Source organism: Paenibacillus sp. FSL R5-0744 (genome assembly GCF_037972555.1).
GTDB lineage: Bacteria > Bacillota > Bacilli > Paenibacillales > Paenibacillaceae > Paenibacillus_AQ.
On the sequence record NZ_CP150228.1, the window covers coordinates 2,081,994 to 2,105,541 of the forward strand.

General features: G+C 44.5%; 20 protein-coding genes. 17 read left to right on the forward strand and 3 right to left on the reverse strand.

The window, feature by feature from the left end:
- Positions 1-55: 55 nt before the first annotated feature.
- A complete protein-coding gene (locus MKY19_RS08980; RefSeq protein WP_339802081.1) occupies positions 56-727 on the reverse strand; it encodes a G1 family glutamic endopeptidase in 672 nt (223 codons plus the stop codon).
- A gap of 133 nt (positions 728-860) precedes the next feature.
- Between MKY19_RS08980 and MKY19_RS08985 the strand changes: the two genes are divergently transcribed.
- From MKY19_RS08985 to MKY19_RS08995, 3 genes are read left to right on the forward strand one after another with little or no spacing between them, the layout of a single operon-like run.
- Complete coding sequence (locus MKY19_RS08985; protein ID WP_042186520.1) at positions 861-2,042, forward strand: MFS transporter; 1,182 nt, start codon at positions 861-863, stop codon at positions 2,040-2,042.
- A gap of 37 nt (positions 2,043-2,079) precedes the next feature.
- On the forward strand, positions 2,080-2,607 hold the full coding sequence (locus MKY19_RS08990; protein WP_042186522.1) for a thioesterase family protein: 528 nt from the start codon (positions 2,080-2,082) through the stop codon (positions 2,605-2,607).
- Positions 2,604-3,002: an FxsA family protein gene (locus MKY19_RS08995; protein WP_042186523.1), complete on the forward strand. Its 399-nt coding sequence runs from the start codon at positions 2,604-2,606 to the stop codon at positions 3,000-3,002. The genes MKY19_RS08990 and MKY19_RS08995 overlap by 4 nt, the downstream gene beginning before the upstream one ends.
- Before the next feature lie 90 nt (positions 3,003-3,092).
- On the opposite strand, the gene ytvI is transcribed toward MKY19_RS08995, so the two are convergent.
- Entirely contained in the window at positions 3,093-4,208 is a 1,116-nt protein-coding gene (gene ytvI, locus MKY19_RS09000) for a sporulation integral membrane protein YtvI (protein WP_042186525.1), read from the reverse strand.
- A 395-nt stretch (positions 4,209-4,603) separates the two neighbouring features.
- Between ytvI and MKY19_RS09005 the strand changes: the two genes are divergently transcribed.
- The 6 genes from MKY19_RS09005 (at position 4,604) to MKY19_RS09030 (ending at position 12,338) form a co-directional block, all read left to right on the forward strand.
- The gene (locus MKY19_RS09005) at positions 4,604-5,716 is read left to right on the forward strand and encodes a citrate/2-methylcitrate synthase (RefSeq protein ID WP_042186527.1); all 1,113 of its coding nucleotides are present in this window, start codon (positions 4,604-4,606) and stop codon (positions 5,714-5,716) included.
- A gap of 251 nt (positions 5,717-5,967) precedes the next feature.
- On the forward strand, positions 5,968-7,263 hold the full coding sequence (gene icd / locus MKY19_RS09010) for an NADP-dependent isocitrate dehydrogenase (RefSeq protein WP_042125986.1): 1,296 nt from the start codon (positions 5,968-5,970) through the stop codon (positions 7,261-7,263).
- 62 nt (positions 7,264-7,325) lie between these two features.
- A complete protein-coding gene (gene mdh / locus MKY19_RS09015) occupies positions 7,326-8,267 on the forward strand; it encodes a malate dehydrogenase (protein WP_339802086.1) in 942 nt (313 codons plus the stop codon).
- A 173-nt stretch (positions 8,268-8,440) separates the two neighbouring features.
- The gene (locus tag MKY19_RS09020; RefSeq protein WP_042125989.1) at positions 8,441-8,869 is read left to right on the forward strand and encodes a hypothetical protein; all 429 of its coding nucleotides are present in this window, start codon (positions 8,441-8,443) and stop codon (positions 8,867-8,869) included.
- A 191-nt stretch (positions 8,870-9,060) separates the two neighbouring features.
- On the forward strand, positions 9,061-11,238 hold the full coding sequence (locus MKY19_RS09025; RefSeq protein ID WP_339802090.1) for an S-layer homology domain-containing protein: 2,178 nt from the start codon (positions 9,061-9,063) through the stop codon (positions 11,236-11,238).
- A gap of 230 nt (positions 11,239-11,468) precedes the next feature.
- Positions 11,469-12,338 (forward strand): SDR family oxidoreductase, encoded by an 870-nt coding sequence (locus MKY19_RS09030; RefSeq protein ID WP_042186532.1) that lies wholly within the window; start codon positions 11,469-11,471, stop codon positions 12,336-12,338.
- 84 nt (positions 12,339-12,422) lie between these two features.
- Here MKY19_RS09030 and yfbR read toward each other — a convergent pair whose 3' ends face one another.
- A complete protein-coding gene (yfbR, locus tag MKY19_RS09035; protein ID WP_143764010.1) occupies positions 12,423-13,028 on the reverse strand; it encodes a 5'-deoxynucleotidase in 606 nt (201 codons plus the stop codon).
- Between the two features lie 102 nt (positions 13,029-13,130).
- On the opposite strand from yfbR, the gene MKY19_RS09040 reads away from it, so the two are divergent.
- From MKY19_RS09040 to mutM, 8 genes are all read left to right on the forward strand, one after another.
- A complete protein-coding gene (locus MKY19_RS09040) occupies positions 13,131-14,693 on the forward strand; it encodes a fumarate hydratase (protein WP_042193545.1) in 1,563 nt (520 codons plus the stop codon).
- Positions 14,694-14,888: 195 nt separating this feature from the next.
- Entirely contained in the window at positions 14,889-15,275 is a 387-nt protein-coding gene (locus MKY19_RS09045; RefSeq protein ID WP_339269977.1) for a VOC family protein, read from the forward strand.
- Between the two features lie 180 nt (positions 15,276-15,455).
- Positions 15,456-17,252, forward strand: a complete 1,797-nt coding sequence (locus MKY19_RS09050) for an ATP-binding protein (RefSeq protein WP_339269979.1) — start codon at positions 15,456-15,458, stop codon at positions 17,250-17,252.
- 109 nt (positions 17,253-17,361) lie between these two features.
- Positions 17,362-18,090, forward strand: a complete 729-nt coding sequence (locus tag MKY19_RS09055; protein WP_042125998.1) for a response regulator transcription factor — start codon at positions 17,362-17,364, stop codon at positions 18,088-18,090.
- A 199-nt stretch (positions 18,091-18,289) separates the two neighbouring features.
- Complete coding sequence (gene pstB / locus MKY19_RS09060) at positions 18,290-19,045, forward strand: phosphate ABC transporter ATP-binding protein PstB (RefSeq protein WP_042186541.1); 756 nt, start codon at positions 18,290-18,292, stop codon at positions 19,043-19,045.
- Between the two features lie 73 nt (positions 19,046-19,118).
- Positions 19,119-19,778: a phosphate signaling complex protein PhoU gene (gene phoU, locus MKY19_RS09065; protein WP_042186547.1), complete on the forward strand. Its 660-nt coding sequence runs from the start codon at positions 19,119-19,121 to the stop codon at positions 19,776-19,778.
- A 197-nt stretch (positions 19,779-19,975) separates the two neighbouring features.
- Entirely contained in the window at positions 19,976-22,645 is a 2,670-nt protein-coding gene (gene polA, locus MKY19_RS09070; RefSeq protein ID WP_339269981.1) for a DNA polymerase I, read from the forward strand.
- Positions 22,646-22,697: 52 nt separating this feature from the next.
- Positions 22,698-23,534: a DNA-formamidopyrimidine glycosylase gene (mutM, locus tag MKY19_RS09075; protein ID WP_339802095.1), complete on the forward strand. Its 837-nt coding sequence runs from the start codon at positions 22,698-22,700 to the stop codon at positions 23,532-23,534.
- Positions 23,535-23,548 lie beyond the last annotated feature (14 nt).

Here is a 23,548-nt window from a genome sequence, read left to right on the forward strand (position 1 = left end):
GTGAAAATCTACAAACGAGGCAGCTCTTTTTTTTGTGCTGAATCCATTTATGCTGTTAGTATATACGTTTGACGCTAAAAGAGTCCCCTCGAGGGCTTGGACTGGAAGGAACCGCAACAGTGGTGTTATTCTGGACCATGATCCCTCCATTAGAAAGAGTTAACCTAGGTCGTTTTCCATTGATTCGGCAGCAGTTGAAATAGGTAGTACCAACGCGGGCCAGCTTTGCGATGGAACCATCGACCTCAGGAGCCTCCATAATCCATTCGCCGGAGGTCTGCGGACCAGTATATCGCTGAAGCGTTCGGAAGGTCCAATTTCGGCTTAAATTCCGGAGTGTGATAGACCACTTCGTGTGGCTTATTTTTGTGATAGTACCCTTCATATGATCTCCGGGGTATACTGGAAAAGGGATTACGGTCTCGACGTCAGGTAGTATTTCCCACCAGGCGTAATAACGGGCAATCCCATTTACGAATTCATGACCTGTTCCCGTCTGAATAAGGTTACTGTTCTTGAAGCCGTCGATGCCAATCCATGCGGAGGAATAGGTGGATTTGTGGGTTGGTTTTACGTATGGGACGGTCCATTCACCGGAAATGCGATTGAAGGCACCTTTTCTACCAGTAACAGTGTAGCCACTCCAGTTCTTAGATGACCAGCCAAAAGCAGAGCTTTGTCTATTGCTCGCATTAGATTTGTCTGTTAGACAAGGATGATTTACCATGAGAGAGTTATATTTTATGCTCAACTTGTCCACCGCCTTTATAGTACTGCTATATTAAATGCGATGATTACATATGAAGTACGGGTGTTCTGTTAAAATATAAAAATATAAAGTTGGAGGACTCATAGTACAAATGGAAAAATTATCGAAGCTGCGCGGCTTTTATCTATTTTTAGGATTGGCCGGCGGTTCATTTGGCTCTTATCTTTCGCTGCTGCTGGTCCATAATGGACTTAATAGTGGACAGATAGGTATACTAATGGCAACAGGCACGCTAGTTGCAATCACCATTCAGCCGATGTGGGGGATTATCTCTGATCGGTATAATCAGACGCGTTTAGTACTAATCCTAAGTGTGGCGGTTCCGGCCTTACTAGCCGTCTTTTATCGTTCGGAATATTTCATTGTACTTCTTCTGGTGTATACGTGCTCAACGATCTTCTCCTCTACACAGGCTCCTATAGCCGATTCTTACGCGATTTCGGCGGCGAATAGAGCCGGAGCCACTTACGGTAGCATCCGGCTTATGATGAGCATTGGAGCGGCTCTAGGAGCTTATGCAGGAGGGGTGTACGTATCTACCTTCTCTGTATCCACGATATGGCTACCTTTTCTCTTTTTTAATCTGATTGCAGTCCTTATTGCGTTTACATTGCCGAAGCAGGCGGAAGAGAATCATATGATGAGGCAATCGTTTACTCAGGGGGTAAGACAACTGCTGGGGAATCGGGTCTTCCTTGCGTTTTTGGGTGGCAGCTTTCTTGTGAACCAGACGATGGCTGCTTTTGGTACATACTTTGTAATTGCTTTTCAATCGGTTGGAGGGTCTACGCGCTATGCAGGGATTGCGCTCTTTCTCGCATCGGTGACGAATGTGCCTTCCATGCTGTTTGCTTCTAAGGTGATTAAAAGGTTGGGTCGTGAGCGGACCTTGCTCCTTGGGGCCCTTATTTATGTTTTACGGTGGGGTATTCAGGTTGCGTTTCCTTATCCATCGGTAATGATCGGAGTGCAAGTGCTGCATGGTCTTTCATTTGGGTTCTTTTATATTGCAGCAGTCGAATATGTATCTCAGATCACGTCTAACGAAATGCAGGCCACTGGCCAAAGTGTATTTAATATGGTGTTTGCAGGTTTTTCTGGCATTGTCGGTAATTTACTGAATGGATTCTTGCTCAATCAAGGCGGGGTAGAAGTAATGAATCTGTCTTGTATGTTGAGCTCTATCGCAGGAGCAATGCTGCTGTTCTATGTTGCCAGAAACTCTCGGCGCAAATTATCGACGACGCTATCTTCAGGCGGGGCCCAGGCTTAACGCTTCCCTGCTGCTATGCTGAAAGGAGTATTTATAGATGGAATTAGAACGAGCTGGCTTGCCCAGCCGATGGTATAAGTCGACCCTGCGTGTTCGCTATCAGGAAAGTGATCAGATGGGTGTCGTGTATCATGCGAATTATTTGAACTGGTTTGAGTCTGGTCGTACGGAGATGTTTCGTCAGGTTGGTTTTACTTATCGCGAACTTGAGAAACAAGGCGTCTTACTTCCTGTCACCTCAGCAGATTTGCAATTTAAAAGTCCGGCGCGATATGATGATCTTATCTCCGTGTATGCGCGAATGACTACCTTCTCAGCGTTACGAGTCGTATTTGAGTATCAAGTGCGGAGGCTTTCGGAAGAAGAAGGTGGAAATTCAGAAGATTTATTGGCTACTCTAGGGGAGTTGCGGTCGATGGATCCACCTGGGGAGCTGCTGGTTACCGGCACGACAAGTCATGTTTGGGTGAACCAGGAATGGAGGCCTGCTAGGCTGGATAGAGCCCTTCCAGAGCTCTTTCACGCAATAAAAGAGGCGCTGCGGGAAGAAGGGGGTTCAGTATGATTAGAAGCAAATGGTTATGGGCTGGACTATTTATTATTCCTGCTGTGGAATTATTCGGTTTTATCTACGTAGCAGATCAACTTGGAGCATTTAAAACGTTGCTGCTTATGCTGACCACTTCAGTAATTGGTCTACTAATGATGCGATTTGAAGGTAAGAAAGTGCTGCAGGACAGCAGAACACATATGCAGGAGGGCCGCGTTCCTGGTCGGACGATGCTGGATGGTTTATGTATTTTTTTCGGAGGATTACTACTGATATTGCCGGGCTTCGTAACCGATATTGTCGGTTTCACGTTAGTATTTCCATTGACTCGGCCTTTGTACCGTATATTTTTGCTGAAGTGGATTGAGAAGAAGATGAAGAATGGCACCTTCACCTTTTACCGTCGGTAGTATACTTTTTACAACAATAACAGAGCGGACCCTGTCATTGCTGAAGGGACCGCTCTGTTTGCTGTTTTACGAATGGATGATTATCGGTTCCTATCTTAATCTGCCGCTAACAATGTAGCTGTGCAAAGCTCGGAATACGCCCGCTCGGTTAAAGGCAACAAGGACTACTAGGACAACGGGGCCGATGATCAGCCCTAGCATACCGAACAACTGCAGACCGGCGAACATGCCAATTAACATGGCAAGGGGATCGAGTCCTATGCTGCTGGCGAGCACTTTCGGCTCAAGCACCTGCCGGGTAATAAGAATAACAGCGTAAAGTATGGATAGTCCTATCCCTAGTGCCAGATTGTCCGTCATATAAGAATATAACGCCCAAGGCAGCATCACAATTCCCACACCGAGATAAGGTAGTAGATCCACAAAGCCAATCATTAAGCCGATAGCAAATGCAGACTTCACACCCAGCAGCAGCAGCCCGATTACTACAATGATCGCTGTGATTGAGATGAGGATGACCTGGGCGCGTAGATAACCGAAGAGCGCTCTGCGTAAATCTCTCCAGATATCTGACACAGGCTTTAGGAATACTGTCGGCAGCCAGCCTGTAAGTTTATCATTATGACGCTCCCAACTCGTACTAATGAAGAAGGCAGCAAGGACAACCACGATAAGAATCGTACCCAAACTAGGAAGTGCGGAGATCAGTTTCAATATTACATTAAAAAATCCCGTGACCACTTGCGTGACTGCGTAACCTACAGTTTCCGTTGTTCTGCTGATGTTGCTGTCAATCGTAGCATGATAGTCAGGATTGTCTCGGTAGAATTGATTAATCTGGTTGATGATGTTCTGAATGCTTGCATTCTGGCTTAAGGACATCAGAAGATCCTTCCATTGGTCGGTGTGGAGATTAAAGGTTTGCAGCAAGACGATTAATTCTTTTACGAGTCTTGTAATCATCGCGGTTAAGACTAGTGTGATTCCGCCTATATAAAATAGCAGTGCAAGTGATACCGCAAGCCAGCTTGGTAATTTAAAGCCTTTAAGAATAAGTACTAATGGATGCATGATATATGCGAGCAGCCAAGCGAGCAACAGGGGGTATAACAGCGGAAGTAATAAATAGATTGCGAGCAGGAGGATGGAAGTTGCCAGAACGACCCACAGGCCGCGCAGCAGTCTTTTTAATACCAAACGATCCATACCGAGACCACACCTTCTTCATTCCTGCATAGACAGGGGAATAAGAGCTCGTCTTCATATATATTCATAGGATCGATTTAAAGACTAGAATGCGGGATAAATATTAGAATGGGCCGGAATCTGTAAACTGAAATGAAAAAATTGAATCAGAGGATTAGAAGTTTTTTTCTATCTCTCTGATAAAATCATTTGATGCGCTCCAAAGCTTCCACATTGTTCACATAACCGACAAAATCCAGTATGATGAATAAAGATACGAAGCATGTTGGTCATACAGCATTCCTGACGGAAATGTTCTTACACGCACTTATTAGATTTTTTAATGCTTTGAATTGGAAATGTTTTCATGGAACTAAGATTGTTTTTATACCTTGTTGGCAAAGGAGAGATATGCTATGACAGCTACCAAAGGCTTGGAAGGTATCGTTGCAACAACTTCATCCATTAGTTCTATTGTGGATGGTGTACTCACTTACCGCGGTTATGATATTGATGAACTTGCAGAACATGCTACCTTCGAAGAAACAGCTTATTTGTTATGGTTCGGCAGTCTGCCGACGGTGCCAGAGCTGGAAGCGCTCAAGCGGGATCTTAGTGCCTTCGCACAGATTCCTGAACAGGTAATCGAGCAAATGAAGCTCTATCCAAAAGACGCCAACACCATGGCAGCATTGCGGTCGGCTGTATCAAGCCTTGCTCTCTATGATGAAGCGGCTGACGATATGAGCAGAGAAGCGAACGAAATTAAGGCGGTAAAACTGCAGGCACAACTCCCAACAATTGTGGCGGCACTGTCGCGTATTCGTAAGGGGCTTGAACCAGTGGCTCCGAAAGAAGGCGTTTCTATTGCTGAGAACTTCCTGTATATGCTGTGGGGAAAAGAGCCGGACAGCGTATCTGTCAAAGCACTTGATACCGCACTTGTTCTTCATGCGGACCATGAGCTGAATGCTTCAACTTTTGCTGGCCGGGTTACAGTTGCGACATTATCCGATATTTATTCTGGGGTCACCTCCGCTATTGGTGCGCTCAAAGGCCCGCTTCACGGTGGGGCGAATGAAGCTGTTATGAAGATGCTAGAGGAGATCGGAAGTTTGGAAGCGGTTGAACCGTTTATCCGTAAGAAACTGGATAACCGTGAGAAAATCATGGGCTTCGGTCATCGAGTATATAAGAATGGTGATCCACGTGCCAAACATTTGATGAAAATGTCGCTGGAGCTTGGCACGATGAAAAATGACACCACCCTTTACGACATGTCCGTAAATATTGAACAATTGATTACCGGGCAAAAGGGATTAAGACCGAATGTTGATTTCTATTCGGCTTCTGTTTATACACAGCTAGGCATAGATCGTGAACTGTTCACTCCTATTTTTGCAATTAGCCGGACTTCAGGTTGGACTGCGCATATTCTGGAGCAATATACAGATAACCGCATTATTCGTCCACGTGCAGAATATACGGGTATGGTTGAACAGAAATACGTTCCAGTAGACGAAAGATAGAAGAGCAGCCTTGCGGGCTGCTCCTAAAGTTTAGTAGAATGAACCCTAGTAATAGTGTTTTAAATTTTTGATTTTAATGATGATGAGAGTTTTGTTCAAATATAAGAAAGTATAAGTTTCACACGATACTTTATGTCTTATATTTCTCGCTTAAACACTTACCGTCCTTATAAGGACGCCGAAGGCGTTTATGCTTGGATGCTTGTCAATGCTATTTAAATCCCACAAAACTTTAGGAGGAATACACTCAAATGTTGAAACTAGAAAAATTCGATCTACCTACAGAAGGCGAACAAATCACGATTAAAGAAGGAAAACTACAAGTTCCGAATAATCCAATCATTCCTTTTATCGAGGGTGACGGCACAGGCCGTGATATTTGGAAAGCTTCCAAGCGCGTACTTGATGCAGCAGTAACTAAAGCTTATGGTGGCACTAAGCAAATCGCTTGGTACGAAGTATTTGCTGGCGAAAAAGCTTTCAATACATATGGTGAATGGTTGCCAAATGATACGTTGGAAGCAATCCGCGAATATTTTGTGGCGATCAAGGGACCACTTACTACTCCAATCGGAGGCGGTATTCGTTCATTGAATGTAGCTTTGCGTCAAGAATTGGATTTGTACGTATGTCTGCGTCCAGTTCGTTATTTCCAAGGTGTTCCTTCTCCTGTTAAACGTCCTGAGCTGGTGGATATGGTTATTTTCCGTGAGAATACAGAGGATATCTATGCAGGGATTGAATATCAAGAAGGCTCTGCTGAAGTGAAGAAAGTCATCGAATTCCTGCAAAAAGAAATGGGAGTTAACAAAATCCGTTTCCCTGAAACTTCTGGTATTGGTATCAAACCGGTATCCTCCGAAGGTTCGAAGCGCTTGGTGCGCGCTGCAATTGAATATGCGATCAAGCACGGACGTAAGAGCGTAACGCTTGTTCACAAAGGAAACATCATGAAGTTCACTGAAGGTGCCTTCAAAAACTGGGGTTATGAAGTAGCTGAGCAAGAGTTCGGAGATAAGGTCTTCACTTGGAGTCAATATGATGTGATTAAGGAACGTGACGGTGAGGCTGCCGCTAATGCTGCTCAGAAGGATGCTGAAGCTGCTGGCAAAATCATTATCAAGGATGCAATTGCGGATATCGCGCTGCAACAAGTTCTGACTCGTCCAACTGATTTCGATGTTATTGCTACGTTGAACCTGAACGGGGATTACCTGTCCGACGCACTGGCTGCACAAATCGGCGGCATCGGGATCGCTCCTGGAGCGAACATTAACTACATTACTGGCCACGCCATCTTTGAAGCTACCCATGGTACAGCTCCTAAATATGCAGACAAAGACGTTGTGAATCCTGGTTCTGTTATTCTGTCCGGCGTAATGCTCTTGGAGCACTTGGGCTGGCAGGAAGCAGCGGACCTGATTTATAAAGGTATGGAAACTGCTATCAACAATAAGACCGTGACTTATGACTTTGCCCGTCTGATGGAAGGTGCAACTGAGCTGAAATGCTCCGCATTTGCAGACGAAATTATTAACCACCTATAGGTTAGATTAGCCTTAGCCAGATAACATTAGCCTTACCTTTATCATTTCTAGGAGGCGAATCTGTGGCGATCAAGCGTTATAAAATTACAGTGGTAGGTGCCGGTTTTACCGGCGCTACTACAGCTCTTATGTTAGCTCAAAAGGAACTTGGAGACGTTGTGCTGCTCGATATTCCACAAATGGAGAACCCAACCAAGGGTAAGGCGCTTGACATGCAAGAAGCAGGTCCTGTGCAGAGATTCGACAGTCATATTATAGGAACCTCAAGTTATGAAGATGCTGTAGATTCTGATATTGTAATTATCACTGCAGGGATTGCCCGTAAACCAGGGATGAGCCGCGACGATCTTGTGAATATCAATGCAGGGATTGTAAAGTCGGTATGCGAGAACGTAAGAGATGTGGCACCGGAATCCATCGTTATTATTTTGAGTAATCCGGTAGATGCGATGACTTATGCTGCATTTGAAGCGTTAGGCTTTCCGAAAAACCGCGTAATTGGACAATCCGGCGTGCTGGATACAGCGCGTTACTGCACTTTTATTGCACAAGAGCTGAACGTATCCGTTGAAGATGTACGTGGTTTCGTAATAGGCGGACACGGCAATGATATGGTACCGCTCGTTCGTTATTCTAGTGTCGGAGGCATTCCAATCGATACATTGATTTCTGCGGATCGTATCGAGGAGATTGTGAAGCGTACACGTGTGGGTGGCGGGGAAATCGTTGACCTTTTAGGAAATGGTAGTGCGTATTATGCTCCTGCAGCCTCTTTAGTTCAGATGACGGAAGCGATCTTGAAGGATAAGAAACGGATCATTCCGGTTATTGCCTTGCTTGAAGGCGAATATGGTTATGACAATCTGTTTCTGGGCGTTCCAGCTCTTCTTGGTGCGAATGGGATTGAGAAGATCTTTGAACTGGAGCTTACGGCTGAGGAGAAAGCGGCTTTAGATAAGTCCGCAGAGTCCGTACGTAGTGTAACAGCAATATTATCTGTGTAGATTGTGCCAGATGAAAGGGGAGGGTCCCGAAGGCCGTGAAATGGCTTAAGGGCGCTCTCTTTTTTTATATCAACAACTTCAAAGAATGGACACCTAAGTTGCTTTTCTTATTCTAATATTATGGGTATAATTATATGTAACTATTATCACAGTTAAATTGGAGGAGATATGATATGGATTGGAACGTTTTGTTTTTCTTACATATGATCGGGACGCTGGCACTAGGATTTTACCTTGTACTGCCTTTCATCATCGGTCGTGCTGAAAAATTGTCGCCTGCAGCAAAAGAAGGTACGTTAAGTGCAGTTACTGGATTTAACCGCTTTGCACAGTACGGTTTAGTGATTCAACTACTTACAGGTGGTTACATGATGACCAAGGGTGATTATTCTGTAGCATGGATGATCATTATCGTTGTATTGTTGCTAGCAATGTTTGCGCTTGGTGGTATTATGAGCAAGCCTTTGCGTCTTGCTGCTGCTGGAATTCGTGAGAACCGTGATGTCAAAGCAGAAACAGGCAAATTGCGTACGCTTAGTGCGCTACTGTCCGTGTCATTGCTGCTGATGGTATTCTTCATGGTATTTAACGATATTATTTAATCTGTAGCACTATGAGCCCGCTTCCGTAAAGGAGAGCGGGTTTTTTTGTGTGTTGAGAATATCACAGTTAGTTATTTCTTAGAGAAAAAAACGTTTTCAATTACGTAGTAATAGAGTAATATAAAAATGTTTATGCGATTGGTTTAAAATTACAATTATTTTATTATCTGAGGGATTACGGGGGAGTTTGGATGGGTGTGAAGTTAAGAAGGATTGTGAGTGTAAGCTTGGGTCTCAGTTTAGTATTTAGTTCGTTGGGTTCCGTATCCGCAGCAGCAGATAGCTCGGTTAAAGACTATGAGGGTCACTGGGCGCAGCAGCAGATCGAAAGCTGGTTAGAGAAGGGCTGGTTAAAAGGATTTGAAGATGGATCGGTAAAGCCTAATCAAAGCATTTCGAGAGCTGAATTTGTTACCCTTGTGAATCGTTTTTTCGAGATCACAAAGAGTCAACCAGTGAAATTTACTGATTTGCCTGCAAGCGGCTGGGTGTATGAGGAATTCTCCAAGGCAGTTACGCAAGGTTACTTAAAGGGCTATGGCGATAAGGTTCGCCCAAATGATCCTGTTACCCGCCAGGAGGTTGCGGTAATAATCAGTAAACTGCTGAAATTGGAAGATCCAGACCCTGTCGTATTGGATCAATTCAAAGATCGGGACCAAATAGCGTCATGGAGTGAGAGCAAGGTAGCGGGAATGGTGAATCTAGGAGCAATGAAAGGATATCCTAACGGGAATTTTGCTCCATTGCAAGCTATGACCCGGGCTGAAGCAGTAGCTATATTGGAATCCTTGAATACACCAATGGGTGGTGGATTTCATATCACGCAGTCAGGAGTTTTTGGCAGCAAAGACCCTGCTCACCTAACGGGTTATGAGAGTGTAACAGTGAGTACTTATGGGGTTAACCTTCAGAACGCTGTTATATACGGGGATTTGCTTTTGGATGAAGGCATTGGAGAAGGTGAAGTATCACTAGATAATGTTACTGTAAAAGGAAAAGTCTTTGTTAAGGGTGGAGGTGTTGATTCTATACACTTCAAGAATTCTATCATAGAGCAAGTAGTCGTTCAGAGAAAAGGCGGAGTTGTTCGTCTTGTAACTGAAGGAGCAACCCAAATCAAGAGTATATTTGTACAGACTGGAGCAATTCTTAATCTAGGTCAAGGTACTACTGTGAGTAAGGTTATTCTGGATGCACTTACAAAGGTAACTGGACAAGGTCAGCTATTATCTGCAACAGTGAACGATGGGGCTAAAGGATCTTCGTTTGAGAAAAAGCCCGATCTGTTAGAGGGATCTCAGAAGGATTCCATCACTATGCCTACTCCCACCGTTACACCTACTGTAGGAGCGGCTGCTGGCGGTTCGAGCGGTGGTGGAGGCGGTAGTGGCGGGGAAGCACCAACAACCACACCAACGCCAACACCAACACCAACACCAGTGGTGAATATTCCCGTAGTGAATGAGATAACTCTAGTGCAGGAAGCAGTATATAAATATACGAATGCTGCTTCTATAACTGTTAATTTAAGTAAGGTGTCGCATGCAATACGTTCTCAAACTGATCATGCAGAATATTATTTCACTACCGCACTCGAAATATCACCAGATATGGATAAAGCACGAGGATATTTTCCTTTTGATATGTTTGTAACCTTTCCGATCTATCCAGAGCATGTTAAGGATTACATGACGATAATTTTATTTGATAAGAATGGTGCACCCATTGGCTTTAAGACAATAAAATTGGATCTTAATGTGAAATATACTACTCTTGATATGTCAATGGTAACTAAATATAGTGAAGGTGTAAACATTACAGGAGCGAGCAATTCGCAATACATTCAAAATAACATCTCGATAGCTAGTGCATTTGTTCAGCAACATCCTGAAGTGAAGTACTTTACTACAACCCCAAATACAGCATTCTATATGTTGGACCCTACTAAGGATTTTAATGTAGAACATATTTCATCTACGGTAGCGTATCTTAATGAGGTTTCTAAAAGTTATAGCGCTGTTGAGTATTCGTATGAAAGTTTTGATTACGATGAATCACCATTTTATATTCAACCGAATTTTGAAGAGGAATATATGGTTCTTCTATATGACTCGGAGTTAAAGGTGTTGGGTTACTATCAGGGAAAGACTAACTTAACCGACCAACAGAAAGCAAATAATGTGGGTTTTAAGATTGGCAAGCTTCCTGCTGTAGATTTGTTAGTATTGAATGATGAGGCAGCAGTAAACTGGGTGTATGACAGATATATCAAGCTAACCGACGATCAAAAGAATCTGATTGCGGGAGATTTTATAACTAAAATTGTAGAGCTTAAGGCAAAATTGCTTCTTCTGAAGCAAAGCTAAATTTCATTAAACGATAAGGACTGCTCCACATCGCCATTTCATGGCTTAGGGGACAGTCCTTATTTGCGTTCAAATGAACTTCGGATTGTTTGATTCTACCTGCATTGTGGTAAGTAACTTTTCATACAGCAATTTTAAAAAATGATAAAGCCGGCGTATAAACGTATACGCTTGAGCCATCCTAAGACGATCAGTTAACTATCAATTACTTAACGAGAGGAGCTAGGATTATGTCAAACGACAAGCAAGCTACGAAAACCTTACCCCCGCAAGAACAGCATCATCAACCAGGAATTGAGAGCGAAATGAAGCCGTTGCCGAAATATGAGCCGGCTAATTATAAGGCGGCAGGTAAATTGCAGGGCAAGGCGGCACTTATTACTGGAGGAGACAGCGGGATCGGACGGGCAGTGGCTGTTCTTTTTGCCAAAGAAGGCGCCGATGTAGTTATTTCATATCTGAATGAACACTCTGATGCAGAGGAAACGAAACGCCAGGTGGAGCAGGAAGGTCGCAAATGCATTCTGATTCCAGGTGATATTGGTGTGGAAACCTTCTGTAAAGATCTCATTAAACAGACGGTAGAGGGCCTCGGGAAACTGGATATTCTCATCAATAACGCGGCGGAGCAACATCCACAAGCTAAGATCGAGGATATTACGTCCGAGCAGCTAGAGCGTACATTCCGTACGAATATTTTTGCAATGTTTTATTTGACCAAAGCGGCTATGCCTCATCTAAAAGCAGGATCTGCTATCATTAATACGACTTCGATTACCGCTTATCGTGGTAGTCCACAATTACTGGACTATTCGTCAACGAAAGGAGCCATTCTGAGCTTCACGCGTTCCTTATCTACGAATCTGGCAGAGAAAGGCATTCGGGTAAATGGCGTTGCTCCGGGTCCGATTTGGACACCGCTTATTCCATCTACTTTTGATGCAAAGCAGGTTAGTGAGTTCGGCGGTACGCAGCCTATGAAGCGACCGGGACAACCGGAGGAGCTGGCCCCAGCTTATGTATATCTAGCCTCCGACGATTCGAGTTATGTGACCGGACAGGTTATCCATGTAAATGGTGGCGAGGTCGTAAACGGGTAGATGCTCAGCCAACCAAACCTAGATACTTATATAGCTCTAATTCAGGGTTAGCCGAATTAGAGCTCTTTGTATTGATCTTGGGATTTAGTTTCCAGCAGACAGCTCATCGAGCGACATTTCAAAGCTCGGAGCCATATGAGTGAGGAAATAATCTACTTCCTGTAAGCCGAGTCCGCGTAGCTTCGCACCTGTCTGCTCTTTCGCCGCTGCGAATTCACGGTTGCCCGCAGCAACCTCCCAGACACACTTTAGGTAAGCATCCAGTCGATCGGCTGCCTTAACGTAGCTGTGCAGGAGAACGTCCTCCGAATCGGGAGAACTGTCTTCTGGCTGCATGAGCTGCGTGTAAATGCCCTGAAGCTCGGGAGGAATCATACCGGTCAAGCGTTCCGCAGCAATTCTTTCCATTTCGCGGAAGCTGGTAAGTAGCCGAGGATTATTGTATTTCACTGGTGTCGCAATGTCACCCGTGAACACTTCGCTGGCATCATGGAACAGGGCCATAGTTGCTGCTCTTTCAGCGTTTAATGAACGTCCATAATGAATATTACCAATGGAACAGAGCATATGTGTGAGCAGAGCTACATGGAAAGAATGCTCGGCAACGTTCTCAGGTGCGGTGCTGCGCATTAGGCTCCAGCGCTGAATATATTGAAGCCGATATAAATAGGCGGAAAAATGGTAGTTCAATTTTAAAGTAACCCCTTTCATGAGCTGCTAGGTATGATATTATTATACTAATTGTATCAGACTTTTGATAATCTGGATCTGCTGAGAGGAGCTTGAATGAATATGCAGCATTTTGAAGACAGCATTTATAATCTAATTGTTGAAACGTCCACGAACTTGCCGGGTGATGTACGCCGGGCGGTCGCCAAGGGTCGTGCACTAGAGGACAGAGCTACCCGGTCAGGTCTTGCGTTAACTACGATTGCTCAAAATATCGGAATGGCTGAGCAGCAAGTATCACCGATCTGTCAGGATACGGGAATGCCTACATTTATCATTCACACACCTGTGGGAATCAATCAGATTGAGATGAAAAAAGATATTCACAACGCCATTGTACGGGCGACCAAGAATGGTAAGCTTCGTCCAAATTCTGTAGATTCATTGACAGGTGAGAACAGCGGAGATAATTTGGGAGCAGGTACACCGGTCATTCATTTTGAACAATGGGAAGAGGAAAAAATAGATGTCAGACTGATTCTGAAGGGTGGCGGCTGCGAGAATAAGAATATTCAATACAGCCTTCCAGCAGAATTAGAAGGATTGGGCAAGGCAGGCCGTGATCTGGACGGAATTCGTAAATGTATTTTACATGCTGTTTATCAGGCACAAGGGCAAGGCTGTAGCGCTGGTTTTATTGGTGTTGGTATCGGCGGCGACCGCACAACTGGCTATGAGCTGGCTAAGAAGCAGCTGTTCCGCAAAGTGGAGGATGTTAATCCAATAGAGGATCTCAGCAAGCTGGAAGACTATATCATGGAGAATGCCAATAAGTTGGGTATTGGAACGATGGGCTTTGGTGGGGAAGTTTCGCTGCTTGGTTGTAAGGTCGGCGTAATGAATCGTTTGCCAGCCAGCTTTTTCGTATCTGTTGCCTACAACTGTTGGGCTTTCCGTCGCCAAGGTGTGCTGGTTGATCCGTCAACAGGAAATATAGAGGACTGGTTGTACGAGAGTGGTACAGGGATTTCGGTTGATGATGGACGGGACCAGGCGTCGGAAACGGAAGTGGCGGATGCAGGTGAAGACAATGCAGCTACTGGATCTCGCGAAGTCCACCTGACTACACCGATTAGTGAAGAGGATATCCGTAGTTTACGAGTTGGGGATGTAGTGATTTTATCCGGTGAAATGCATACGGGCCGCGACGCACTTCATAAATATCTAATGGATCATGAGGCTCCGGTGGATTTGAACGGTGCAGTTATCTATCACTGTGGTCCTGTAATGATGAAGGACGAGGAAGGCTGGCATGTTAAAGCAGCGGGTCCGACTACTAGTATCCGAGAAGAGCCCTATCAAGGCGATATTATCAAAAAATTTGGAATTCGTGCCGTCATCGGAAAAGGTGGAATGGGTCCAAAAACGTTAAAAGCTCTTCAGGAGCACGGGGGCGTATATCTCAATGCGATTGGTGGCGCTGCACAGTATTATGCGGAATGCATCAAGAAGGTAAATGCTGTTGATTTTATGGAATTTGGCATTCCTGAAGCAATGTGGCATTTGGATGTGGATGGTTTCGCTGCTATTGTAACGATGGATGCCCATGGCAACAGTCTGCACGCAGATGTAGAGAAAGATTCCGCAGCAAAATTAACTCAGTTTAAAGAACCTGTATTTAAATAAGTCGGGTACAGTCCGGTGAAATAGTCATAAAGTGGGGACATCCGCTGCTATGGCTTTTTCTCCGGTTTTATCGAAAATATAAGAATTTATATGTTCCACGCTATAATCTATCCTTATATTCCTCGTGTAATCACTTAGCGTCTATATAGATAGGGACGCCGAAGGTGTTTATGCTTGTCTAAAGGAGGTTTACGAATGGTACCACATTATATTAGAAATGGTCTTCTTAACGTTACTCCGTATTTTATCGTGGCTGGTGCAGATCAATTGATTGATTTTGTTGTGAACTGTTTTGATGCAAGAATTAATGATATGCTGCGGAATGATGAAGGCAAGATTAGACATGCAGAACTTAGAATAGGAGATTCGATCATCGAGGTTTCCGAGGCTAATGAGAAATATTCACCAGTACAGCTCGCTATTCATCTATATGTAAGAAATGTGGATGAGACCTTTCGTAAGTGCTTGGATGCCGGGGCATCCATCATTGAAGAACCATTGGATAAGCCTTATGGAGAAAGAGGAGCGGGTATTAGAGATGCTCAGGGCAATCAGTGGTTTCTTGCAACCTGTATAGAATGAAATCATGATATTTTACAAAAGTAATACAAAGTAACAGTCCAGAGATAATCAACTTGGGCTGTTATTTTTATATAATCTATTATAGTAGGGATTTATGTCACGAAAATAGTAGCACTGGTTTTTTGAGGAAAATGAAGTTAGGATAAAAGATACAATGAAAAAGGGAGAGGCACACTTCAGATGAAACCGTTTCGCGCTCGTCTTACGTTTATACTTATGGCCTTAATCGGTATTTCCATGATTGGCACTGGATTTACGATGGCTCATCTGTTTAAGAGCTCCCATATAGCTGCTCTCGAAGAGAACATGTCCCGGGAAATAAATTTACTCGCAGGCACATTGGAATTTGTAGATATGAACGCCACCAATGCCATTCCGTATTACACGGAGCAGGCAGAGCATGTTGCCGAGCTTCTAGATTCCCGGATTACTTTTATCAGTAAGTCAGGTGAAGTTTTAGGGGATTCAGAGAAAAATCCTCTGGAGATGGACAATCACGCCAATCGTGAAGAGGAGATTGTTGCGGCTAAAGAGGGGACTGGACGAGCCATTCGTTACAGCGAAACTTTAGATCGCGAGATGTTATATGTAGCTGAGCGGGTGACCTCAGATCATGGTTTTGACGGTTACATTCGGGTCTCGATGGGACTGGATGCAGTAACGGAAGGGCTCAACCGTGCTTGGATGATTATGGCTGGGGGGTTAGTTGTTTTGTTCCTGGCAGCAACTATTGTCAGCTACAAAGTGGCATCGAGCATGACTTCACCGCTTGAACAAATCACGAGAGTCGCGCGGCGTATTACAGATCTTGATTATGATGCAAGAGTCCATTTGAAGCGTAAAGATGAGGTCGGGCAGCTGGCGACAGCGATAAATGCCATGGCTGACAGTCTTCAAGCTCAGCTTAAGACCATTCGTGATAATGAGGATCTGCTGCAAAGCGTACTGGACAATATGACTGGCGGCATCATAATGATCAATGCGGACGAAGAAATTGCCCTGCTGAACCGAGCCTCAGAGCGGATGCTGGATGTTAGCAACAGTGAAATGGCGGGTCATTCGTACAAGGAGCTAAAGCGTCATTATGAGTTAACACGTCTGCTTGAAGAAGGGGTATCGAATAAAGAACCGCTCCATGAAGAACGAAGTATTTACAATCCGAGAGAGCGGATTGTACGTATGGACGCAGTACCTATGATCCAGGACGGGACGTATAGAGGCATGCTCTTCCTGCTGCAGGAAGTAACAGAGATTCGTCGCCTGGAGCGGATGCGAAGTGAATTTGTCGCTAACGTATCCCATGAATTGAAGACGCCGGTTGCCGCTGTTAAAGGATTTGCCGAGACCTTGCTGGGTGGTGGGGTTAAGGATGAGAAGACAGCCCGTTCCTTCTTGCAAATTATTTATGATGAGAACGAACGCTTAAATCGATTGATTGGAGATATTCTGGAATTATCTAAAATCGAATCTAAACGTGTGCAGCTCGATTGCTCACCTGTTCATATCATTGAATTCTTTGATTCCGTGCTGGGAACCATTAGCAAAGTGGCTGAGAAGAAAAGTATTAGTCTTAACGTAGAGGTTCCTGAGGAGCTGTTCATTGAGGCCGATGAAGATAAACTACGTCAAATTTTTATGAATTTGCTCTCCAATGCGATTAATTACACGCATGAAGGGGGTAGCGTAAAAGTCTATGTTAAGAATATACTGAAGCCAGATGGTTCTGAGAATGTCCAATTTACCGTTACCGATACAGGGATGGGAATTCCCAAAAAGGATCTGCCGCGCATTTTCGAACGTTTTTATCGAGTGGATAAGGCAAGATCCAGAAGCTCCGGTGGAACGGGGCTGGGACTGTCTATTGTGAAGCACTTGGTAGATCTGCACCATGGTGTGATTTCGGTTAAAAGTGATCTGGGGATCGGAAGTTCATTTATTATTGAGTTGCCGCTCTTGCAGGAAGAAAAGGCGGATTAGATTTTTGTAAATTCACCTTATTGATTTTACACCAAGTTAACATTGTGGTGATATGATTGTTTTGTTGTTGTTTTGTAAAAATCAAACTATATGGAAGACGGGGGAACCTATGGCTCAACGATTGCTTGTCATTGAAGACGAACCGACACTGGCCCGGCTGCTGTCCTATAACTTAACGCAGGAAGGTTACGAGGTAACAGTAGAGGATCATGGTACGGCAGGATATGATCGTGCGACGAGGGAACCTTTTGACTTGATCGTATTAGATCTGATGTTGCCAGGTATGAATGGCATTGACATCCTTGATAAATTGCGTGGACAAGGTATCCGTACACCTATTATTGTGTTGACCGCCAAAAATGCGGAAGAAGATGTTGTTAGAGGGCTGAAATCAGGTGCTGATGATTATATAACCAAACCATTCGGCGTCTCTGAACTGCTCGCTAGAGTAAGTGCTGTACTTCGGAGGATTTCTGGACTTGCTGAGGAAGCACCTACAGAAACACCTATCTCTGCATCTACCATTATTTTAGGTCAATTAGAGATTTACCCTGAGAGATATGAAGTCTCCCTCGGTGGTCATAGTATTAATTTACGGCCTAAAGAGTTCGAAGTGCTATTATATTTGGCTCGTAAGCCAGGGGTTGTGTTGACGAGAGATGATCTCATGAATGCTGTATGGGGCTTTGATTATATTGGTGGGCAGCGTACGGTGGACGTGCATGTAAGTTCACTTCGTAAAAAGCTTGAACTGGATCCAGAATCCGTTCATATCGATTCGATTCGAGGCGTAGGCTATAAATTAGTGGTTAATAAAAAAAGAGCTCCGGTCATTTAGAGTGACTGGAGTTCTATTTTTTCTATACTTTTCATAAATAAGAAATGCTCGGAGTACTAGTTGGCTTCTGGGGAAATACTGTGATGTGGACCCATTCATCTCACTGATTTTACATTGCGTTAACATTTCTCTCCAACTGTATTTACACTAAAAGCTTATCATGGAGATCGAAGATGATGAGAAGGAGACGTAAACACTAATGAAATCCATCATTGACATAGAGAATCTTGATCTCTACTATGAGTCGTTCCACGCACTGAAGAATGTGAATCTGCAAATCCCGGAGAAACAGGTTACCGCTTTTATTGGACCTTCCGGTTGCGGGAAATCCACGTTGCTTCGCACATTGAATCGTATGAATGATATGATTCCTGGCACACGTATAGAAGGAACTGTAAACATCGGTGGCAAAAATATTTATAGTGATGAGGTAGAGGTGGAAAGCCTGCGTAAGCAGGTCGGTATGGTGTTTCAACAGCCGAATCCTTTTCCTAAGTCGATTTACGACAATGTAGCTTACGGTCCCCGTTTACACGGCATCCGTTCCAAAAGTGAACTGGATGAGATCGTAGAAAAAAGCTTGCGTCACTCCGCCCTATGGGAGGAAGTGAAAGATTTTCTGAAGAAATCTGCCCTTAGCTTGTCTGGTGGACAGCAGCAGCGGCTTTGTATTGCTAGAGCGTTAGCGGTACAGCCTGATATTCTGCTAATGGATGAGGCAACCTCTGCGCTCGACCCTGTATCCACTCTCAAGATAGAAGAGCTTGTTCAGGAACTAAGAAGTGAGTATACCATTGTTATGGTAACTCATAACATGCATCAGGCCGCACGTGTATCCGGTCGAACCGTGTTTTTCTTAAATGGTGTAATTGTAGAGGCGGCGGACACAGAGGTGCTTTTCTCGAACCCTAAAGATTCCCGCACTGAAGATTATATTTCCGGACGTTTCGGCTGATCAGATTTAAAAGGGTGTTCGTCCCTGGAAATGGCAAGCTGACCATACGTTAATGAGGAGGATCGCTCTTATTATGATTCGCAGAAAAGAATTTGATAAAGACTTGGAAGAGCTGCGCAGTCTGCTGCAGCAGATGGGTGAGCATGTTAAGGATGCTCTTGAAGGTGCAATTAATGCATTACAAAATCTAGATACAACGCTCGCACAGGAAGTCGTTGAAGCGGATTTACAGCTGAATGCCATGGAAGATAAAATCATGGAAATTGGCTCACGCTTAATTATTACGCAGCAGCCCGTAGCTAAGGATTTGCGCCGCATTATCGTTGCCTTCAAAATATCAAGCGATTTGGAACGCATGGGGGATCTGGCGATTGATGTAGCTAAGGCGACCATGCGTCTTCAAGGCCAACAGCTGATTAAGCCCCTTGTAGACATTCCTCGTATGGCTGAAATCGTGACAATTATGATCGATGAGGCGATCCAGTCTTACCTGGATGAGAACACTGATCTGGCTTATAAAATGGCACAGGATGATGATCAGGTCGATCAATTGTATGGTGCGATGATCAATGAGTTGTATTCTTATATGGTAACAAAGCCGGAGACAGTATCCCAAGCTATGTTATTGACACTGGTAGGCCGTTATATCGAACGGATTGGCGATCACGCTACTAACATTGGTGAAAGCGTAGTTTACCTAGTTACCGGTAGTCGTCCAGATTTGAATGAATAGTGCTTTTGTTTTATCATAGTAAAATGAAAGTAGCCGTCCTTTTATAAGGGCGGCTACTTGTTGTATTACCACATATTAGCTCTTAATGTTACTAACATTTCAGCTAATCCCATTGTTTAAGTTGGTATAGCCGTTTCTACTTGGACAGGCCATATGTTAAGATGTAAGAAGTAAGCATGAAAAAGGCGAGGTGCACTATGGACAAGTTGATACTTATAGATGGAAATAATATTATTTACCGCGCATTTTTCGCGATGCCTCCGCTAACGAATACAGCAGGGCAACAGACGAACGCGGTGTACGGTTTCACAACGATGCTGCTCCGTTTAATTGAAGAACACAAGCCGACACATATGATTGTTGCCTTCGATGCAGGGAAAGTCACATTCCGGCATGAAGGTTATGAGGATTATAAAGGCGGTCGGCAAAAGACACCTCCCGAGCTCTCCGAGCAGTTCCCACTGCTGAAAGATTTGCTCAGAAATCTGGGTGTACCGCAGTTTGAAATTGGCAATTATGAGGCCGATGATATTATTGGAACCATTTCTCGCCAAGCAGATGAAGCAGGCCGGAAGGTTATGATCGTGTCGGGAGACAAGGATATGCTTCAATTGGCTTCCGAACATACGACCGTTGCGTTGATCCGCAAAGGAGTTACTGAGGTTGAGCTTTATGGACCAGAACAAATTCGTGAGAAATATGATTTAACACCCGAGCAGATCATCGACCTTAAGGGACTGATGGGTGATGCGAGTGATAACATTCCGGGCGTTCCGGGTGTTGGTGAGAAAACAGCGCTCAAGCTGCTGCATCAATTCGGATCGGTTGAAGGTGTATTAGCTGGCACCGGTGAGCTTAAAGGTAAAATGAAAGAAAAGCTGGAAGCTCACGCGGAAGACGCTGTCATGAGTAAGAAACTGGCAACCATCTATCGTGAAGTGCCTCTTGAGCATTCGTGGGAAGATATGATCTTTAACGGAATTTCTGCGGATACAGCAGGACCCGCACTCGCAAAATTAGAATTCAAATCACTTCTGGAAAGGTTGTCACTTAGTGCCTATGCTCCAGTAGCTGATGGAGAAGAGAGTGCAGCGGAAGTAGAAGCTGCTACACTCGATATTTCGATCGTGAGTGAAGATGAACTTGAGGCGCTAAATGAAGCGCTCCCTAGTATTTCGGCACTGCATGTAGAATCCAATGGGGATAATCCGCATCGTGCCGAGGTGATCGGGGTAGGGCTATCTACTCTGGAGCGACATTATTATGTGCCGTTTGAATTACTACAGAAACCAGCGGCTGCGAAGCTACGCGACTGGTTAGGAGATGAGAAGGCTCCGAAGAGCGGATATGATCTTCACCGTGCTGATTTGGCACTGCATTGGCAGGGGATTGCTTTTGCAGGTGCAGCCCATGATGTGCAGCTGGCGGCTTATTTGCTGGATCCGACGGAAGCTAATCAGAACCTAAACGATCTCGCTACGAAATACGGCTTGCCAAGATTGTCACCTGATGAAGATGTATTTGGTAAAGGCGCCAAATATAAGATTCCTGAGCTTGAAATCTTAGGAAATCACGTCGCACGTAAGAGTGCTGCGGTACTTGGCATCGCCCAGAAACAACAGCAGGAATTGATCGAAACGGCGATGACAGGACTGTTCGAGGATCTCGAAATGCCATTATCACGTATTCTTGCGGATATGGAGAAACAGGGGATTGCAGTCAATGAAGGAGATCTTAAAGAGTTAGGAAAAGAATTCGAAGCTCAGATTTCAAAGCTGGTCACCGAAATTTATGAAATTTGTGGCACAGAGTTTAATTTGAATTCACCAAAGCAGTTGGGCGAGATCTTATTTGTAAAACTGGGTCTTCCTGTCGTCAAGAAGACGAAGACCGGATATTCAACAGACGCAGAGGTGCTGGAAAAGTTAGCACCGTATCACGATGTGGTACGTTTGATTCTACAATATCGCACGATTGCCAAATTGCAATCCACCTATGTAGAGGGGCTGCTCAAGGAAATTTCCCCGAAAACAGGGAAGGTGCATACATTCTATCGGCAGACGATTGCTGCGACAGGACGTCTTAGCAGCCAATTTCCGAACCTGCAGAACATTCCAATCCGCTTAGAAGAAGGACGTAAAATCCGTAAAGTGTTTGTTCCATCCGAACCGGGCTGGTCCATTCTGGCGGCGGACTATTCGCAGATTGAACTACGGGTACTTGCGCACATCTCCGGTGATGAGCGGATGAAGGAAGCTTTTCTCCATGATATGGATATTCACACGAAGACAGCGATGGATGTATTTGGAGTTACCGCCGATCAGGTTGATAGCAATATGCGTCGTGCTGCTAAAGCCGTTAACTTTGGTATCGTGTACGGAATCAGTGATTATGGTCTGTCGCAGAACTTGAATATTCCTCGCAAAGAAGCCGCTCAATTTATTGAGCAGTATTTCGAGGTATACCAAGGTGTACGTCGATATATGGATGATATCGTAGTTGATGCAAGGAAACATGGTTATGTAACCACGCTGCTGGAACGCCGTCGTTACTTGCCTGAGATTAATGCGAAGAACTTTAATTTACGTTCTTTTGCGGAACGTACAGCAATGAATACACCTATACAAGGAACTGCCGCTGATATTATTAAGCTGGCGATGGTGCATATGGACAAGGCGCTATTTGAGCGTGGGCTAAAGAGCCGTATGTTGCTTCAGGTACACGATGAGCTTGTATTCGAGGTGCCAGAGGATGAAATGGAGCTCATGAAGACGCTTTTGCCGGAAGTAATGGGTGGAGCATTGCAGTTATCGGTGCCGCTTAAAGCAGAGGTAAGTTTTGGTAGCAACTGGTACGAAGCGAAATAGGCTCCCTTTAAGGTGTGCATATCAGCTATAATGTAGTTGAGGTGAAGACATCATGCCGGAATTACCGGAAGTAGAGACAGTCAAGAGAACACTGAATGATTTAGTTAATGGAAAGCAGATAGAGAGTGTAACCGTCCGGTTGGCCCGGATTATTCAGCGGCCGGATGATATTCAGGCTTTTGCCAACCTGCTCGCAGGTCATAGCATTGTTAATGTTGAACGAAGAGGGAAATTTTTGCGCATCGTGTTAGACGGTTTGGTGCTGGTATCTCATTTACGGATGGAGGGCCGTTACGGACTTTTTTCGAACGAAGATCCACTGGACAAGCATACGCATGTGATATTCCATTTTACCGATGGCACTGAGCTGCGTTACACGGATGTTCGTCAGTTTGGTACAATGCATCTTTTTCAGATTGGTGAAGACCTCCAGCTGCCTCCTCTTAATAAGCTAGGACAGGAGCCGCTGGAGCCATCCTTTACGCCGGAGAGGTTTAAGAAGATTGTATCAGGCAAAAGCACAAAAATTAAATCGCTGCTGCTGAATCAGGAATATATCGTCGGCATAGGTAATATTTATGTAGATGAGTCGTTACATCGTGCAGGGATACATCCTGAAGTCAGCGCCAAAGATCTTTCGGATGAGCAACTTGATCAGCTGCATCACGCTATTGTCAGTACGCTGACGGAAGCGGTAAACGCTGGTGGTTCGTCTGTAAAATCATATGTGAATGGTCAAGGTGAGAGCGGCACTTATCAGCAACAGCTGTTGATTTACGGTCGTAAAGATCAGCCGTGTAACCACTGTGGAACGATGATTGAGAAAACGGTTGTAGGTGGCCGCGGCACGCATTATTGTCCAAGCTGTCAGCGTAAGGTTGAAAACTGAAGAAGTAATTAGGT

Excerpts from the sequence above, each read along its gene's own strand:
- MKY19_RS08995 (WP_042186523.1), top strand. The coding sequence starts at position 2,604 with ATGATTAGAAGCAAATGGTTATGGGCTGGACTATTTATTATTCCTGCT.
- MKY19_RS08990 (WP_042186522.1), top strand. The coding sequence starts at position 2,080 with ATGGAATTAGAACGAGCTGGCTTGCCCAGCCGATGGTATAAGTCGACC.
- MKY19_RS09025 (WP_339802090.1), top strand. The coding sequence starts at position 9,061 with ATGGGTGTGAAGTTAAGAAGGATTGTGAGTGTAAGCTTGGGTCTCAGT.
- mutM (WP_339802095.1), top strand. The coding sequence starts at position 22,698 with ATGCCGGAATTACCGGAAGTAGAGACAGTCAAGAGAACACTGAATGAT.
- MKY19_RS09040 (WP_042193545.1), top strand. The coding sequence starts at position 13,131 with ATGCAGCATTTTGAAGACAGCATTTATAATCTAATTGTTGAAACGTCC.
- phoU (WP_042186547.1), top strand. The coding sequence starts at position 19,119 with ATGATTCGCAGAAAAGAATTTGATAAAGACTTGGAAGAGCTGCGCAGT.
- MKY19_RS09055 (WP_042125998.1), top strand. The coding sequence starts at position 17,362 with ATGGCTCAACGATTGCTTGTCATTGAAGACGAACCGACACTGGCCCGG.
- MKY19_RS09050 (WP_339269979.1), top strand. The coding sequence starts at position 15,456 with ATGAAACCGTTTCGCGCTCGTCTTACGTTTATACTTATGGCCTTAATC.
- MKY19_RS09030 (WP_042186532.1), top strand. The coding sequence starts at position 11,469 with ATGTCAAACGACAAGCAAGCTACGAAAACCTTACCCCCGCAAGAACAG.
- MKY19_RS09020 (WP_042125989.1), top strand. The coding sequence starts at position 8,441 with ATGGATTGGAACGTTTTGTTTTTCTTACATATGATCGGGACGCTGGCA.
- polA (WP_339269981.1), top strand. The coding sequence starts at position 19,976 with ATGGACAAGTTGATACTTATAGATGGAAATAATATTATTTACCGCGCA.
- pstB (WP_042186541.1), top strand. The coding sequence starts at position 18,290 with ATGAAATCCATCATTGACATAGAGAATCTTGATCTCTACTATGAGTCG.
- MKY19_RS09005 (WP_042186527.1), top strand. The coding sequence starts at position 4,604 with ATGACAGCTACCAAAGGCTTGGAAGGTATCGTTGCAACAACTTCATCC.
- MKY19_RS08985 (WP_042186520.1), top strand. The coding sequence starts at position 861 with ATGGAAAAATTATCGAAGCTGCGCGGCTTTTATCTATTTTTAGGATTG.
- ytvI (WP_042186525.1), bottom strand. The coding sequence starts at position 4,208 with ATGGATCGTTTGGTATTAAAAAGACTGCTGCGCGGCCTGTGGGTCGTT.
- MKY19_RS09045 (WP_339269977.1), top strand. The coding sequence starts at position 14,889 with ATGGTACCACATTATATTAGAAATGGTCTTCTTAACGTTACTCCGTAT.
- MKY19_RS08980 (WP_339802081.1), bottom strand. The coding sequence starts at position 727 with ATGGTAAATCATCCTTGTCTAACAGACAAATCTAATGCGAGCAATAGA.
- icd (WP_042125986.1), top strand. The coding sequence starts at position 5,968 with ATGTTGAAACTAGAAAAATTCGATCTACCTACAGAAGGCGAACAAATC.